Genomic DNA, 15,990 nt, shown 5'->3' on the forward strand with positions numbered 1-15,990 from the left:
CGGTCGTCGACCCGTCGGCGCGGCGGCAGACGATCCGGGGCTTCGGCGGCATGAACCACACGGCCTGGATCGGGGACCTGACGGCCGCCCAGCGGGACACGGCCTTCGGCGTCGGCGACGGGCGGCTGGGCTTCTCCGTGCTGCGCATCCCCGTCCCCGAGAACCAGGCGGACTGGAGCCGCGACGCGGCGACGGCGAGGCGCGCCGCCGAACTCGGCGCGACCGTCATCGCGTCGCCCTGGAATCCCCCCGCCCACATGGTCGAGACCTTCGTCCGCGGCAACCAGACCGACGCGAGGCGCCTGCGGTACGACATGTACGGCGCCTACGCCCGGCACCTGGAGGACTTCCGCGCGCACCTGCGGAACAACGGGGTGGACCTGTACGGCATATCGGTGCAGAACGAGCCCGACTACGCGCACGACTGGACCTGGTGGACCCCCGCCGAGATGGTCCGGTTCCTGCGGGAGAACGCCGGCTCGATCGGCACCCGGGTCATCGCGCCCGAGTCCTTCCAGTACCGGAAGGAGATGTCGGACCCGATCCTCAACGACCCCGCGGCGCTCGCCAACGTGGACATCCTCGGGGCCCACCTCTACGGCACGTCGTTCGCGGACTTCCCCTACCCCCTCTTCCGGCAGAAGGGCGGGGGCAAGGAACTCTGGATGACCGAGGTCTACCACCCCAACAGCTCCGACTCCGCGGACCTGTGGCCCCAGGCGCTCGACGTGGGCGAGCACGTCCACCGCGCCCTGGTGGACGGCGAGTTCCAGGCGTACGTCTGGTGGTACATCCGGCGCTACTACGGCCCCATGCGGGAGGACGGCCGGATCAGCAAGCGCGGCGCCGCCATGGCGCACTTCGCCCGGTTCGTACGCCCCGGGTACGTGCGGGTCGAGGCGACGGCGAACCCGGCGCCGGACGTCTACGTCTCGGCGTACCTCGGCGGCGCCACGGTCGTCATCGTCGCGGTCAACAAGGGGACGGCGGCCGTGAGCCAGCAGTTCTCCGTCGTGAACAGCTCTGCGTCCGGCGTCTCGTCCTGGCTGACGGACGCGAGCAGGACCGTGGCGTCCCAGGGATCGGCCGGCGCGTCGAACGGCACCTTCACCGCGACGCTTCCCGCGCAGAGCGTGACGACGTTCAGCACGACGGCCTGACCGGCACGCCCCGTCCGGGCGGACGCGCCCGGACGGGGTTCATGTACGTGAACAGAATTCTTGGCGAACCGAGCGAGCGAGGGGCAGGTCGGGATCATGTCCGTGAGTCGACGGGGTTTCGTGGGTGCGGTCACCGCCGGGGTGACGCTGGGGGCCGGCGCGGGCGGTACCGCGAGGGCGCTGGCCGGGCAGACCCCCGCCGGCAGCGCCGCGCGGCGGGACGACGACTACGACGGTTCGGCCATGTGGCTGCGCTACGTGCCGGTCGCCGACCCGCACCTGCTCCGGCGGTACCGGTGCCAGGCCACCGCCGTCGTCGTGGAGAACGCCGGACGGAACAAGTCCTACCGCCACACGCGGGACCTGAGCATGGCCCCGGGATCGACCGAGCGGCTGATGGCGTCCACCCTGGAGGCGGCCAGGGAGGAACTGGTCCGGGGGCTCGGCGGGCTGCTGGACCGCCCGGTGCGGGTGGTCCACAGGCCGGGGCGCGCCCTGCCCGACGGCGCCGTGGTCGTGGGGACCCGGGAGAGTTCGCCGGCCGTGCGCCGGCTCGTCCCGGCCGGCGACCTGGAGCGGGTCGGCCGGGACGGCTACGTCCTCCGGTCGGTCGTGCAGGGGCGGCGGACGTTCACCGTCATCGCGGGCCGCACCGACGTGGGCGCCCTGTACGGCACGTTCGCGTTCCTGCGGCGCATCCAGACGCACCGCTCCCTTGCCGACCTCGACCTGGCCGAGAGCCCGAAGGTCGTCAACCGCCACCTGAACTACTGGGACACCGAGCGCCTGTACGCCGGCAACGACGAGTCGGGAACGGGCGGGCTGAACGGGGAGAACGGCGCGATCTTCAACTTCGCCGCCACCGGCGCCGGCGCCCCGCTGAACCTGCCCGTCGTCCTCGACCGCTACCTCGTGGCGGCGCGGGCGATGGCGTCCGTCGGCATCACCGGCATCACCATCAACAACGTCAACGCCGACAACTCCTACCTCACCGACGAGTACATCGCGCAGGAGGCCGCCCTCGCCGACGCGCTGCGGCCGTACGGGATCAGGCTCGCCCTCTCCATCAGGTACGCGGCACCCCTGGACAGCCGGTTCGCGCCGGACACGCTCACCGAGGAGCAGATGGCCCCCACCGACGCCGACTTCCAGGACTGGTGGACCCGCAGGGCCCGCCGGATACAGGAGTCCATACCGGACTTCGTCGGCTTCACCGTCAAGGCCAACTCCGAGGGCCAGCCGGGCCCCCAGGACTTCGGCTACGACCACGGCGACGGCGCCAACGGCATGGCGACCGCCGTGGCCCCCCTCGGCCTGAAGATCTACTGGCGGACCTTCGTCTACAACCCCGACGTGGACAGCGACCGGCTGAAGCGGGCCTACCTGGAGTTCGGCCACATCGACGACGAGCCCCAGCCCGACGGCAGCACCGGCCGCTTCCGGGACAACGTGTTCCTCCAGACCAAGAACGGCCCCCTGGACTTCCAGGCGAGGGAGCCGGTGCACCCGATGTTCGGCCGGATGGAGAACACCAACCAGGCCATCGAGCTGCAGATCACCCAGGAGTACACCGGCCAGAACCGGATGCTCTGCTTCCTGGCCCCCATGTGGGAGGAGATCTTCAAGACCGACACGTACGCCACGGACGAGCAGGGTCAGCTGCTCGACAAGCGCCTGGTCGGCCACGTCGTGGACGGAACGGCGCAGGACCACTCGGACACCGCCGTCGTCGGCGTGGCCAACCTCGGCAACGCGGACAACCTGACCGGGCACCACTTCTCCCAGGCCAACCTGTACGCCTTCGGCCGCCAGGCCTGGGACTGGACGCTGGACTCCGGGGACATCGCCGCCGACTGGGTGCGGATGACGTGGGGGAACAGCCGGGAGGTGGTCGACGTGATCGTCTCCATGATGATGGGCTCCTGGGAGGCGCTGGTGAGCTACCAGACCCCGCTCGGGATCGGGCACCAGTTCACCGCCGGGGTGCACTACGGCCCGGGCCCCTCGGAGTCGCACCTCCCGCGCGAGGACTGGAACCCCGTCTACTACAACCAGGCGGACAGCGTCGGCCTGGGCTACGACCGCTCCCCCACCGGAAGCGACCTCACCGCCCAGTACTTCCCCGTCCTGGCGGCCAGGTACGGGGACATCGGGACCGTCCCCGAGAACCTCATGATGTGGTTCCACCACGTGCCCTGGGACCACCCCATGAGCAGCGGCAGGATCTTCTGGGACGAGCTGGTCCACCACTACTACTCGGGCGTCCGGTACGTCGGCGGGATGCGGCGGGCCTGGGACTCCCTGGAGTCCCGGATCGACGCCCGCCGCTTCGCCGAGGTCAAGGCCAAGCTGGCGCTCCACGAGACGGACGCGGCCGACTGGCGGGACACCTGCGTGGGCTACTGGCAGCGGTTCAGCGGCCGGGACATCCGCGAGCCGGGCTGACCCGCCGGCGCGCGGACGTGCCGGCGCGGGGCCGGCGGGGGCTCACCCCGCGAACGGCGGCTGCGGCAGCCCGCGGCCCGCGTCCGGCAGGACCAGCACCGACCCCGCCAGCGGGTGCGCGTCGTCCAGCGACGAGGAGGTGACGTACAGGTCGGTCAGCTCCGGGCCGCCGAACGCGCAGGAGGTGGGGCGGCGCACCGGCACGTCCACCGTGCGGTCCAGGGCGCCGTCGGGGGCGTAGCGGCGGACGGCGGCGCCGTCCCACAGCGCGACCCAGACGTATCCCTCGGCGTCGACGCAGAGCCCGTCGGGCGTGCCCGGGGTGTCCTCGACGGCGGCGAAGAGGCGCCGGCCGGCGAGCCCGGCGCCGTCGGTGTCGAAGACGTCGATCCGGCCCGTGGGGGTGTCGGCGTAGTACATCAGCCGGCCGTCCGGGCTCCAGCCGGTGCCGTTGCTGATGGCGACGTCGTCCAGGACGACGGTCTGCGCACCGTCGCCGGTGACCCGGGCCAGGGTGCCGCCGCCGGGGGCGGCGTCGTAGCGCATGGTGCCCGCCCACAGGGCACCGTCGGGGGCCACCATCGCCTCGTTGCCGCGGCGGCCGGGGACCGGCTCGTGCACGAGCCAGCGGAACGCGCCGTCCGCATCGTAGAGCCCGACGCCGTCGCGCAGGTTGACCACGTAGCCGGCGCCGCCGGCGCGCGGCTTGGCGGCGCCGACGTGCTGCTCGGTGGCCTGCACGGTGCGCCTGCCGGTGGCGGGTTCGTACCCGTGGATGCGGGCGCCCAGGATGTCCACCCAGATCAGCCGGCCGGCCGCGGGGTCCCACGTGGGCCCCTCGCCCAACTCGGCGCGCGTGTGTACGGCCACGTCCAGCATCGTCACCTGGCTCCTCGGGGGGTCGTCAGCGGTCCCGGGCCCCGGTGGCCCAGGCGCTCGGACAGCCGGCCCGCGCCCTTCGCGGCCAGCTCCGCCAGCTCGTCCCGGCGCTCCGCGCTCCAGCGGATCATCGGCACCGAGATGCTGAGCGCGGCGACCACCCGGCCCGCGGAGTCGTGCACGGGCGCGGCCACGCAGCTGACGTCGGGGTTGGACTCGCGCTCCTCGACCGCGGTGCCGCGCTCCCGGACGGCGGCGAGGTGGTGGCGCAGCTCGCGTACGGAGGTGAGGCTGCGGTCCGTCATCGCCGCCAGCGGGCGGCTCTCCGGCAGCCGGGCGTCGAGGGCCTGCTCGGGCAGCGAGGCGAGCAGCATCTTGCCGACGGCGGTGCAGTGCGCGGGCAGCCGGCGCCCGGCGGCGGAGACCATCCGCACCGCGCGGGTGCTGTCGACCTTCGCGATGTAGATGACGTCGGTGTCCTCCAGGATCGCGATGTGCACCGTCTCGTCGCACGTCTCGGCGACCTCGCGGGCGACCTCGCGGCCCTCGGCGGCCAGGTCGAGCTGCTCGCCGTAGGTGCTACCCAGCTGGTACGTGCGCACCCCCAGCCGGTAGCGCCCGGGCTGGCCGGGGACGGCGCTGAGGTAGGAGCGGGCGGCCAGGGTCGTGACCAGCTCGTGCACGGTGGTGCGGGGCAGGCCCAGCTTGCGGGTGATCTCGGGCGCGGAGAGCGTCGTGTCCCGGTCGAGGAACAGCTCCAGGATGTCGAGCGCACGCGTCACGGCCGGTACCAGTCGCCCCATTGCGCTCCCCACCCTCTCTGCCGCCCCTCGAACCGTCTCCGTCATCCGAAATATCGATCAGCAATCGAAATGACGAACGCAGCGTAACGCCCGGGTCCACGACGGGCAATGGGGGGTGCGGGGATTCGGTGTCCGCGGGTTCAGAGGTCCACGTGCATGCAGTGCAGGCCGACCAGGCCCTCGGCCGGGTGCCGGAACGCGCGCGGCTGGGTGCCGGTGATGCGGAAGCCGAGGGACTCGTAGAGCTTGACCGCGTGGATGTTGGTCTCGGTCACCGCGTTGAACTCCATCGACAGGAAGCCCCGCGCCCGGGCCCAGCGGAGCGAGTCCTCGCAGAGCGCACGGCCCACGCCGCGCGCGTGCCGGTCCGGGTCGACCATGTAGCTGGCGCTGGCGACGTGGTCGCCGTTGCCCGGGCGGTTGGTGTTCATCTTCGCCGAGCCCACGATCAGGCCCTCGTCGTCGATCGCGACGGTCGTACGGTCCGGTGGCGGCAGCAGCCACAGCGCGCGCCCCTGCTCGGAGCTGAGGTCCGGCGGGTAGACGTAGGTCTCGCCGGCGGCGACGATCCGGTGGAAGAAGGGCCAGACGGCGGGCCAGTCGTCGGCGGTGGCGTCCCTGATCAGCATGGGGTCAGGATGCCGGGGCGGCGCGGGCGGCGCCACCCGTTTGTCCCGCGCCGAGCGGGCCGGCGGCCCACTCGAATATTCGTACAAAAGGTGCGAAAGTAGCCGCATGAGCGACCGGGGAGGCACGGCGACGCCGGCCCCGGAGGCAGGCGACTGGCCCGCGCACGCGGACCTCAGCATGGAGCTCAACCACATGGGGAGCTTCGACTGGGACCTCGACGCCGGGCAGATGTACCTGGACGACGGGGCGCTGCGGGTGTTCGACCTGCGGCCGGAGGAGTACGACGGCGACCCCCGCACCCTGGCGGGCCGCGTGACGGCCGAGGAGGGCGCGCGGCTGGAGGCCATGGTGAGCGGGGCCATCGCGGAGGGCCGCCCGGCGTACGGCGCCTACATGCAGGTGCGGCTGCGCGACGGCACCACCCGCTGGACGCACACCCAGGGCACCATCCTGCGCGACGACGACGGCACGGCCCACCGCATCATCGGCATGGTCCGCGACGCCACGCTGGAGCTGAACTACTCCGCGCAGCAGCTCGCGCTGGACCGGGAGCGGCGCCGGCAGACCAGCGTCGTGGAGCTGACCACGGCGCTGCTGGCCGACGCCCGGACCGTGCCCGACGTGATCGACGTGCTCGGCGGCGCGGAGGGGCTGGCCCGGCTCGGCGCGGTGAACATGGTCCTGGGTCTGGTGGAGGCCGGGCGGATCGCGATCGTCGCCCGCGGCCAGGGGGTGGACGCGCCGCTGACGGAGTACTCCCGGGTCGACGACCCCGGGCTGCCGCTGAGCGAGGTGGTGCGCACCGGCCAGCCGCGGCTGGTGCTCTCCCGGGCCGAGTTCGCCGCCGCCTACCCGCGGCTCTACCCGTACGCGGAGGCCATGGGCATCGACTCCGCCGCGTACCTGCCGCTGATCGCCGAGGGGCGCGTCATCGGCGCGCTGGGCCTGTCCTACCGCGGCAAGACCGCCTTCTCGCCGGAGGAGCGCAACCTGCTCGTCGCGCTGAGCAGCGGCATCGGGCAGAGCCTGCAGCGCGCCAAGCTGCACGACCGCGAGCACGACCTGGCCGAGGACCTGCAGCAGGCCATGCTCCCGCGCAGCATCCCCGAGGTGCCCGGTGCCGAGATCGCCGTGCGCTACCGGGCGGCGCACGAGGGACAGGACATCGGCGGCGACTGGTACGACGTGATCTCGCTGCCCGGCGGTCGCGTCGGCGTTGTCATCGGCGACGTGCAGGGCCACGACACGCAGGCCGCCGCGGTCATGGGGCAGCTGCGCATCGTGCTGCGGGCGTACGCGGGCGAGGGGCACGCGCCCGGCACGGTGATGGCCCGGGCCTCGGAGTTCCTGCACGAGCTGGACACCGAGCGCTTCGCGACCTGCACGTACGCCGAGATCGACCTGGCCACCGGCACCCTGCGGCTGGTCCGCGCCGGGCACATCGACCCGCTGGTGCGGCACGCCGACGGCCGCTGCCGCTGGCTGCCCGTGCCGGGCGGGCTGCCGCTCGGCCTCTCGGCGACGTTCGGCCCGCTGGACTACCCCGTGACGGCCCTGGCCCTCGACCCCGGCGACGCGCTGCTGATGTGCACCGACGGCCTGGTGGAGGTGCCCGGCACCGACCTGCACGACGGCCTGGCGCAGCTGGCGGAGCTGGTACGCACCGGACCGCGCGACATCGGGGAGCTGTCCGACCGGCTGTGCGACGTGGTGGACGAGCGGGACATCGAGGACGACATGGCGCTGGTGATGCTCCGCCGCACCGCGGGCGGCACCGCAGAGCCCGGCGGCCGGCTGCGCCAGTTCATCCCGCCCTCCGACCCCGACGCGCTGTCCGCCGCCCGGCACATGATCCGCGGTGCGGTGCGCTCCTGGGGCGCGGGGGAGCGCGCGGACGAGATCGAGCTGGTCTCCGACGAGCTGATCACCAACGCGCTGCTGCACACGGACGGCCCGGCGGCGGTGACGATCCGGCCGCTCAGCGGCCCGGGGCGCCGGTTGCGCGTCGAGGTCGAGGACCGCTCCAGCGCGCTGCCGCACCGCCGCGAACCGGGCGAGGCGGGCGTCTCGGGCCGGGGCCTGCTGCTGGTGGACCGGCTGGCGGACGTGTGGGGCGTGGAGCCGCGCGGCAACGACAAGTGCGTGTGGGCCGAGTTCGGCTGAGTTCCGCCGGGTCCCCCGGGGTTCCGCCGGGGTTCCGCTGCCCCGCCGCCCGCGCCGCCGGGGGCCGGAAGACCACCGCGACGCGCCACCGGACGGTGACTACTTGTCATCTGGTCGACAATTTTTCGCCATCTGCCCCACGGCGTGTCGCGGCGTGTCCCGGCGTCCGCGGCCGGGCCCGCGCGGGCATGGCAAAGCCCCCGCCGCGCCCTTGGCGCGACGGGGACTCGTACCAGGTCAGCGGCCGTCGAAGCTGATGAGCGGGACGTTGGGCTGCTCGGGCGTGGCGGTCAGCGCGGCCACCATGCCGAAGGCTGCGCCCACGGCGAGAGCGGCGGCGGCGACGCTGGTCACCACGGCGGCTACCAGTCGGTTCTGCATGGACGCTGAGTGTGGGAGCAGCATTGACACCCTGTCAAGCACAGCCGTACGTTACCGACCCGTAGAACTTGCACCGCGGTGACAAACCAGCGTCGTAAACCAGCCCCTGCCGGGAGTGCAGCATGAGCCGCCGTACCGCGTCACCCCTGTCCCTCGTTCTGTTGGGGTTGGGCGTCTTCCTGCTCGTGCTCGCCCCCATGCTCGCGTTCTACGTCGAGCCCCGGGCCAAGCTGAATCCCGTCGACATCGACTCGACGACCCGCTACGAGGGCACCGGGACCTTCTACGACGCCGACGCGCAGAAGGAGCGCGAGAACCAGGAGATCACCATCGTCCGGCGGGTGCTGGGCGACGTCGCGGCCGGCGACGACGACACCGCCGTCTGGGACGCCGCCACCGCCATCGACACCCCGCTGACCAGGGAGATCGACGATCCGCGCCAGGCGTTCCAGTTCACCACCGAGCGGTGGGTCATGGACCGGGAGACCAACCTCCCGGAGCACTGCTGCGACGAGAACACCGGCGTGGACGGCAACCGGTTCGGCGGCGACGCGTACCTGAAGTTCCCCTTCGACGTCGACAAGGAGCACACCTACCGCTGGTGGGACAGCACCGCCCAGGACGTCGTGGCGCTGCGGTACGACGGCACGAAGGAGATCCAGGGCTACACCGGACTCGCCTTCACCGGCAAGGTCGAGCCGGTCAAGACCGGCACCCGGCAGGTACCCGGGGCCATGGTCGGGCTGCCCGACAAGGACCAGGTGTTCGCCGACGAGTGGTACGCCAACGAGAAGATCGAGCTGGTCGCCGACGAGCGCACCGGCCGGATCATCTACGCCTCCATCGCGCCGAAGAAGACGCTGCGCCAGCCCGGCGGCGGTACCGACGAGGTCACCCTGCTGCACAGCGACGGCATCGCGTTCACCGAGGAGACCCAGCAGGAGCAGGTGGACCTCGCCGACGAGGACAGCAGCAGGCTGCAGCTGGTCGGCGAGACCCTGCCGGTCGCCGCCCTCGTGGCCGGCTTCGTACTCGCGGGCGCCGGCGCCGTGCTGCTGGCCCGCCGCGGCCGGCCGGACGAGCCGGACCGCGACCGGGAGCCCGACGGGGTCCCGCCCCAGCCGGTCGCGGCCTGATGCCCCCCACCCCCCACCCCGTGGCGGGGGCGCCGGTTTCCCCCGGCCGGCGCCTCCGTCACCCCCTCGCCTTACGACCCCTCCCCGACCGCCATGCCGCACCCCACGAACGATCCCCAGACTCCCGCCCAAGCCCGCCCTGAACCACCTGCCCGCACCCTGAGACGAGTTGGAGCGACGATGCCCCAGCACGTACCCCCGTCCCTGGACGCGGACGCGCTCCGGCGTACGCCCCCGCAGCCGGCCGGCACCGCCGGCTCCCGCGCGCCCGCCGACCGGGACGCCGGGGCCCACGCCGCCCGGCGCATCGCCTTCCTCGCCCGGCGCGACCTCGGCAATCCCGCGGCCGGCGGCTCCGAACTGCTCGTGGACCGGCTCGCCGGCGGCCTCACCGCCCACGGCCACCAGGTGACCCTCGTCTGCGGGGGCCCCGCCGCGTACCGCGACTACCGGGTGGTCTCCGCGGGCAGCGACGCCGGGCACTTCCTGCGCGCGCGCCGCGCGCTGTCCCGCCACGTGGGCGGCACCGACCTGCTGGTCGAGGTCTGCAACGGCATGCCCTACCTGGCGCCGCTGTGGCACAGCGGCCCGTCGCTCTGCCTGGTCAACCACGTGCACACCGAACTGTGGTCGATGCGCTACCCCGGGCCGCTGGCCCGGCTGGGCCGCCGCCTGGAGCACTGGGCGCTCGCCGGCGCGCACCGCGGCAACCTGCTGGTCGCGGTCTCCTCCTCCACGGCCGCCGCGCTGCGCGGCATAGGCGTCGACCCCAAGCGCATACGGGTGGTGCACAACGGCGTCGAGGACCCCGGCCCACTGCCCCCCAAGTCGCCGGAACCGCTGTTCCTGGCGATGGGCCGGCTGGTGGAGTACAAGCGCATCGACCTCCTGCTGCGGCTGTGGGAGCGGGTGCGGCCGGTCACCGGCGGCCGGCTGGTCATCGTCGGCACCGGTCCCGAGCGCGGCCGGCTGGAGGCCATGGCCGGGCCGGGCGTGACGTTCGCCGGCCACGTCTCCGAGGGCGAGAAGCACCGCCTCCTCGCCTCCTCCTGGCTGCTGCTGCACCCCTCGCTGGTCGAAGGCTGGGGCCTGGTGGTGACCGAGGCGGCGGTGCGCGGCACCCCCGCGATCGGCTTCGACATCCCGGGCCTGCGCGACTCCATACGCGACGGCGACACCGGCGTGCTGGCCCGCGGCGAGAGCGCGTTCGCCGCCCACTGGTGCGCGCTGGCGCTCAGCGAGGAGCGCCGGGCCGCGCTCGGCGCCGCGGCCCGGCAGCGCGCCGCCCGGCTCAGCTGGGCGGCGACGGTACGCGACTTCCGCGCCGTCGCCGACGAGGCGGTGGCCCGCGCCGGACAGCACGGGAAGCGGGGGGGATGAGCGCCGTGCGGGACCCCTCCATGCGGCGGTCGGTCGCTCTCTTCCGCGCCTTCATGAAGGAGCAGCAGGACCCCGCCCACGCGTACAGCCTGCTGGCCCGGGACGCGGCGGACCAGGTCGAGCGGATCACCCCGCTCCGGGACCGGCTCGTCATCGACGTCGGCGGCGGCGGAGGCTGGTTCACGGAGGAGTTCCGCAGCCGCGGCGCGGAGGCGTACCTCTTCGACTGCGACGCGGGCGAGATGTCCGGAGCGGGCGGCGGGACGGACGTGAAGACCGGAGCCGTGGTGGCCGACGGCTATCTGCTGCCGCTCGCCGACGGCGTCGCCGACGTCGCGTTCTCCTCCAACGTGCTGGAGCACGTGGCCGACCCCGAGACCTTCCTCAGCGAGCTGATCCGGGTCACCAAACCCGGCGGCCTGCTGTACGTGGCGTTCACCAACTGGCTCTCCCCCTGGGGCGGCCACGAGCAGGCGCCCTGGCACTACCTGGGCGCGGACCGGGCGCGCCGCCGCTACACGCGGCGCACCGGACGCGACCCCAAGCACACCCTGGGCGAGAACCTCTTCCCCCTCCACATAGGCCCCACGCTCAAGGCGGTACGGGCCCGGGACGACGTCGAGGTCGTCGCGGCCCGCTCCCGTTACTGGCCCTTCCTCGCCGAGGCCGTCGTCCGTGTCCCCGGCGTACGCGAGTTCGCCACCTGGAACCTTCTTCTCATACTTCGGCGGTGCCCATGACCTCCACCCTCCCCGCGCAGCCGGCCACGCCCGGCCGGCCCTACTCGCCACCGCCCCCGGCGGGGCCGGCGGAGGCGCGGCCCCCCGGGAACCGGCGCAGCTGGCGCTGGCCGCTCGGCTTCTGGGCGCTCGCGTTCGTCGCCTGGCTCATCCCCTCCGCGGGGAAGATGACGTTCGAGACGAAGCTCGGCGTGGTGGCCGACCCGTGGAAGTTCGCCGGGGACCTGGGCGAGCTGTGGCACGACCAGAACGGCTTCGGCGGCATCCACGACCAGTACTTCGGCTACGCCTTCCCGATGCTGCCGTACTACCTGCTCACCGACCTGCTGCAGATCCCGACGTGGCTGGCCGAGCGGCTGTGGCTGTCGCTCGTGGTCACCGCCGCGTTCTGGGGCGCGCTGCGGCTGGCCGAGCGGCTGGGCTTCGGCACCTCCGGCACCCGGCTGCTGGGCGCCACCGCGTACGCGCTGTGGCCGGTGTTCACCGTCATCGTCGGCTCCACCTCCGCCGGCGCGCTGCCCGGCGCGGTGCTGCCGTGGGTGCTGCTTCCGCTGCTCGACGAGCGGCTGGCCCCGCGGGTCGCCGCCGCCCGCTCGGCGCTGGTCATCCCGTTCATGGGCGGCGTCAACGCGGCCTCCACGCTGGCCGCGCTGCTGCCCGCGCTGCTGTACGTGTGCACCCGCACCGGCCCGCGCCGCACGAGGCTGCTGGCGTGGTGGCTGCCCGGGGTGGTCCTGGCCTGCCTGTGGTGGATCGTGCCGCTGCTGCTGCTCGGCGTGTACGGCGAGAACTTCCTGCCGTTCATCGAGACCGCGCAGAACACCACGACCACCATGTCGGCGACCGAGGTGCTGCGCGGCACCGGCAACTGGGTGGCGTACCTGAACTTCGGCGAGGAGTGGCTGCCCGGCGGCTGGACCGTGGCCACCGGCTGGCTGCCGATCGTCTCCTCCGCGCTCGCGGCCGGCCTCGGCCTCGCCGGCCTCGCCCGCCGCGACCTGCCCGAGCGGCGCTGGCTGGTGCTCACCGTCATGGTCGTCGCGCTGGTCACGCTGGCCGGCTACGGCGGCGCGCTGGGCGCCCCGTTCGCCGACGGCGTGCAGGACGCGCTGGACAGCTGGCTGAGCCCGTTCCGCAACATCTACAAGTTCCAGCCGGGGCTGGCGCTGGCGCTCGCCCTCGGCCTCACGCACGCCGTCGCGGTCGCCGCCGAGCGCCGCGGCACCCGCGCCACCCCGCGGCGCAGCGCGTGGGTGCCCGCGATCGCGTCCCTCGTGGTGCTGCCGGGGCTGCTGCTGCCGTACGCCAACGGCGACGTGCTGCAGCCGGGCGCGTTCGACAAGCTGCCCCGGCACTGGGAGCAGACGGCGGACTGGCTTCAGGAGTACTCCCCCGACAGCCGCGCCCTGGTGGTGCCGGCGACCGCGCACGGCACGTACGAGTGGGGCAAGCCCATCGACCAGCCGCTGGACGTGCTCGCCGAGTCCCGCTGGGCGCAGCGCGACTACGTGCCGTTCGGCACGGCCGGTTCGCGGCGCGCGATGGACGCCGTCGACCAGGCGCTGATGACCGGCGGCGAGGTGCCGGGGCTGCAGCCGTTCCTGGCCCGCGCGGGTCTGCACTACGTCGTCGTGCGCAACGACCTCGACCCGGACCAGGTCGGCTACGTGCCGCCGACCACCGTCAAGCAGACGCTGGAGTCGTCCGGTTACGAGAAGGTCGCCGAGTTCGGCCCGGAGCTGACCGGCGGGCGCATCCCGGAGGGCACGCCGCTGCAGATCGAGGGGCTGTACTCGCGCCAGCGGGCGGTGGAGATCTACCAGCCGGCCGACGGCGAGGACCTGCGCCCGGGCCCGGCCGGCACGCTCAACGCCGCCGGCACCGCCGTCCTCAGCGGCGGCCCGGAGTCGCTGCTGCCGCTGTCCGCCGACCCCGGCTGGCAGGGCCGGCCGGCGGTGCTCGCCGGCGACGCCCACCCGGGTGTCGCCGAGCCGGCGGTGAAGGTGCAGGCGGACGGGCTGCGCCGGGCCGACACCCGGTTCGGCGTGGTCAACAACAACACCTCGTACACCTACACCGAGGACGGGAAGAACCCGCCGGAGAGCCTGCAGGACCCGGGCGAGGAGCCGCGGATGATCCTGCCGGAGAAGGGCGTCGAGCACCAGACGACCGCCGTCCTCGACGGGGCCGCCGAGGTGACCGCGTCGACCAGCGGCAACTGGATGTTCCACCTGCCGCAGTTCGACCCGGTGAACGCCTTCGACGGCGTGCCGCAGACCGGCTGGGCCGAGGGAAACCCGGACACCTCCGCGGGCGAGTGGCTGCAGATCGACTTCACCGAGCCCACGAACCTGGAGGGCACGGTCGACCTGACGCCGCTGCCCGGCGGCGGCATCCGCCCCGAGCCCGTCGAGGTCGAGGTGGAGACCGCGCGCGGCAGCGAGGTCAGCACGCTGCAGACCGGCGGCCGTACGCAGACCGTCAAGGCGCCCGCGGGGCAGGCGGAGTGGCTGCGGATCACCATCCGCGAGACCGAGGGCGACCGCACCGGCTTCGCCGGCGCCGGCTTCTCCGAGGTCGAGATCCCCGGCGTCTCGCCGGTGCGCCGCCAGCTGCAGCTGCCCGCGGACGCGCGGCAGGTCACGGCCGACGCCGAGCAGATCTCCCTGCACCGGGGCAGCGACCTCGGCGGCCTCAACCCCGCCGCGGCCGAGACCGGCCTGCAGCGGCGCTTCGAGTCCGGCCGGGGCGACTACACCGTCACCGGGCGCGCCATGCCCGTCCAGGGCGGGGAACTCGACGCGCTGCTGGACGAGCTGGGCGCCGCGGACGAGGACCGGATCAACGTCACCGCCGGCTCCACGCTGCCGCTGAGCCCGCAGCTGAGCCCGCGCAACCTGGTCGACACGGACCTGACGACGGCCTGGATCGCCGGCGCGGACCAGTCGCTCACGCTGACCTGGCCGGAGGAGGCGGAGATCAGCGAGTTCGTGCTCGCGCCGGCCGGCGGCCTGTCGGCACGGCCGACCGAGGTCGAGGTCAGCACCCCGACCGGGGCGCAGACCGTCGGCGTGGACGACAACGGCTGGGTGCGGATCCCGCCGGTCATGACCGACCGGCTCGACATCAAGGTCACCGAGACCGAGTCGCTGGCGGTGCACAACCCGTTCGCGGACCGCGACGTGCAGCTGCCCGTGGGCCTCACCGAGGTCTACGTCCCGGCGCTCGGCGAGGACGCCGAGGAGGACCTGCGCACCGAGCCCGTCGACAAGGACGAGCCCTTCACGCTGGAGTGCGGCCGCGGCCCGACCGTGTCGGTGGACGGGCAGCTGCTCAACACCCGCGCCGAGGGCACGCTGGGCGACCTGGTCGACCGCCGGCCCGTCGACATCGAGCTGTGCCCGGGTGACGGCGAGGCCGCGGCCCCGCTGCCGCTGGACGACGGCCGGCACGCCGTCGCCGCCGGCGACGGCGGGCCGCTGGCGGTCACCGACCTGACGCTGACCCGCGGCGAGCCGGCCGCGGCGGCGGACAGCCGCACGGTGGAGGCCACCGACTGGGCGGGCGACGAGCGCGCCGTCACGGTCGGCGAGGGCGAGGACACGTACCTCACGATGTACGAGAACTACAACGACGGCTGGAAGGCCACCCTCGACGGCGAGGAGCTGGAGTCGGTGCGGCTCGACGGCTGGCAGCAGGGCTTCCTGGTGCCGTCGGACCTCGCCGGCGAGGTGAAGCTGGAGTACGAGCCTGCGGTCTGGTACGACGCCGGGATCTTCGCCGGCATCGCCGCGATCCTGGCGCTGCTCGGGCTCGGGTTCGTGCGCGCCGGGCGGCGCGAGGCCGTCGTCCCGCAGCCCGCGCCGCCGGCGCCGGGCTGGGTGCTGGGCGCGCTGGTGCTCACCGCCGTGGTCGCCGTGGTGGCCGGGCCGTACGCGCTGATCGTGCCGGCGCTGGCGCTGCTGGCGCGGAGCACGGCCGGGCAGCTGGCGCCGCTGGCGCTGGTGGCGATGGCCGGCGCGGGTGTTGCGGCGCTGACCGGCGCGGGCGAGGCTGTCCGCATGGACGAGGGGGCCTTCAGCGGGGTGGCGCAGGCGCTCGCGGTGCTGGCGCTGGCCGCGGCGCTGGTCACCGCGGAGCGGCCGGAGCCGGCCGGCGAGGAGACCGGGCACGCCCCGGGCGTCGACCCGGAGGCGGAGACGGCCGCGTTCCCGGCGTACGGCGCCGGTGCAGGTGCGGCGGGTGCGGGTGCGGCGGGCGCCGCGGGCGGTCC

The 15,990-nt window shown here is 73.8% G+C and carries 11 protein-coding genes; 7 read left to right on the forward strand and 4 right to left on the reverse strand.

The genetic code is table 11. From position 1 onward, the window contains the following. Both xynC and ABD317_RS21990 read left to right on the forward strand, forming a co-directional pair. A partial coding sequence (xynC, locus tag ABD317_RS21985; protein ID WP_344291657.1) for a glucuronoarabinoxylan endo-1,4-beta-xylanase XynC occupies nt 1-1,160 on the forward strand: 1,160 nt, incomplete at its 5' end. Nucleotides 1,161-1,256: 96 nt separating this feature from the next. Further along, entirely contained in the window at nt 1,257-3,605 is a 2,349-nt protein-coding gene (locus ABD317_RS21990) for an alpha-glucuronidase family glycosyl hydrolase (protein ID WP_344291658.1), read from the forward strand. 42 nt (nt 3,606-3,647) lie between these two features. On the opposite strand, the gene ABD317_RS21995 is transcribed toward ABD317_RS21990, so the two are convergent. The 3 genes from ABD317_RS21995 to ABD317_RS22005 all read right to left on the reverse strand — a co-directional run bounded on the left by ABD317_RS21995 (nt 3,648) and on the right by ABD317_RS22005 (nt 5,916). Then, entirely contained in the window at nt 3,648-4,484 is an 837-nt protein-coding gene (locus tag ABD317_RS21995; RefSeq protein WP_344291662.1) for an SMP-30/gluconolactonase/LRE family protein, read from the reverse strand. A gap of 2 nt (nt 4,485-4,486) precedes the next feature. Next, nucleotides 4,487-5,287 carry an IclR family transcriptional regulator domain-containing protein gene (locus ABD317_RS22000; protein WP_027755407.1) on the reverse strand — a complete coding sequence of 267 codons (801 nt, stop codon included), beginning with the start codon at nt 5,285-5,287 and terminating at the stop codon, nt 4,487-4,489. A gap of 140 nt (nt 5,288-5,427) precedes the next feature. Beyond that, nucleotides 5,428-5,916, reverse strand: a complete 489-nt coding sequence (locus ABD317_RS22005; protein ID WP_344291659.1) for a GNAT family N-acetyltransferase — start codon at nt 5,914-5,916, stop codon at nt 5,428-5,430. A gap of 106 nt (nt 5,917-6,022) precedes the next feature. Here ABD317_RS22005 and ABD317_RS22010 point away from each other — a divergent pair, with 106 nt between their 5' ends. Beyond that, complete coding sequence (locus tag ABD317_RS22010) at nt 6,023-8,080, forward strand: SpoIIE family protein phosphatase (protein ID WP_344291660.1); 2,058 nt, start codon at nt 6,023-6,025, stop codon at nt 8,078-8,080. Between the two features lie 237 nt (nt 8,081-8,317). Here ABD317_RS22010 and ABD317_RS22015 read toward each other — a convergent pair whose 3' ends face one another. Continuing rightward, the gene (locus ABD317_RS22015) at nt 8,318-8,461 is read right to left on the reverse strand and encodes a hypothetical protein (protein WP_199789032.1); all 144 of its coding nucleotides are present in this window, start codon (nt 8,459-8,461) and stop codon (nt 8,318-8,320) included. Nucleotides 8,462-8,583: 122 nt separating this feature from the next. Here ABD317_RS22015 and pgfA point away from each other — a divergent pair, with 122 nt between their 5' ends. From pgfA to ABD317_RS22035, 4 genes are all read left to right on the forward strand, one after another. Continuing rightward, a complete protein-coding gene (pgfA, locus tag ABD317_RS22020) occupies nt 8,584-9,597 on the forward strand; it encodes a cell envelope lipid trafficking protein PgfA (protein WP_344291661.1) in 1,014 nt (337 codons plus the stop codon). 180 nt (nt 9,598-9,777) lie between these two features. Beyond that, nucleotides 9,778-10,977, forward strand: a complete 1,200-nt coding sequence (locus ABD317_RS22025; RefSeq protein WP_027755411.1) for a glycosyltransferase — start codon at nt 9,778-9,780, stop codon at nt 10,975-10,977. Nucleotides 10,978-10,982: 5 nt separating this feature from the next. Then, nucleotides 10,983-11,717 carry a class I SAM-dependent methyltransferase gene (locus tag ABD317_RS22030; RefSeq protein WP_344291663.1) on the forward strand — a complete coding sequence of 245 codons (735 nt, stop codon included), beginning with the start codon at nt 10,983-10,985 and terminating at the stop codon, nt 11,715-11,717. Beyond that, nucleotides 11,714-15,990, forward strand: a 4,277-nt coding sequence (locus tag ABD317_RS22035; RefSeq protein WP_344291664.1) for an alpha-(1->3)-arabinofuranosyltransferase domain-containing protein, incomplete at its 3' end; no start/stop codon positions are given. The genes ABD317_RS22030 and ABD317_RS22035, both read left to right, overlap by 4 nt.

The sequence above is a fragment of the Streptomyces synnematoformans genome (genome assembly GCF_039531005.1).
Lineage (GTDB): Bacteria > Actinomycetota > Actinomycetes > Streptomycetales > Streptomycetaceae > Streptomyces > Streptomyces synnematoformans.

What these genes read in the sequence shown, in the direction of transcription:
- ABD317_RS21990 (WP_344291658.1), top strand. Translation starts at nt 1,257, where the DNA reads ATGTCCGTGAGTCGACGGGGTTTCGTGGGTGCGGTCACCGCCGGGGTG.
- ABD317_RS21995 (WP_344291662.1), bottom strand. Translation starts at nt 4,484, where the DNA reads ATGCTGGACGTGGCCGTACACACGCGCGCCGAGTTGGGCGAGGGGCCC.
- ABD317_RS22000 (WP_027755407.1), bottom strand. Translation starts at nt 5,287, where the DNA reads ATGGGGCGACTGGTACCGGCCGTGACGCGTGCGCTCGACATCCTGGAG.
- ABD317_RS22005 (WP_344291659.1), bottom strand. Translation starts at nt 5,916, where the DNA reads ATGCTGATCAGGGACGCCACCGCCGACGACTGGCCCGCCGTCTGGCCC.
- ABD317_RS22010 (WP_344291660.1), top strand. Translation starts at nt 6,023, where the DNA reads ATGAGCGACCGGGGAGGCACGGCGACGCCGGCCCCGGAGGCAGGCGAC.
- ABD317_RS22015 (WP_199789032.1), bottom strand. Translation starts at nt 8,461, where the DNA reads ATGCAGAACCGACTGGTAGCCGCCGTGGTGACCAGCGTCGCCGCCGCC.
- pgfA (WP_344291661.1), top strand. Translation starts at nt 8,584, where the DNA reads ATGAGCCGCCGTACCGCGTCACCCCTGTCCCTCGTTCTGTTGGGGTTG.
- ABD317_RS22025 (WP_027755411.1), top strand. Translation starts at nt 9,778, where the DNA reads ATGCCCCAGCACGTACCCCCGTCCCTGGACGCGGACGCGCTCCGGCGT.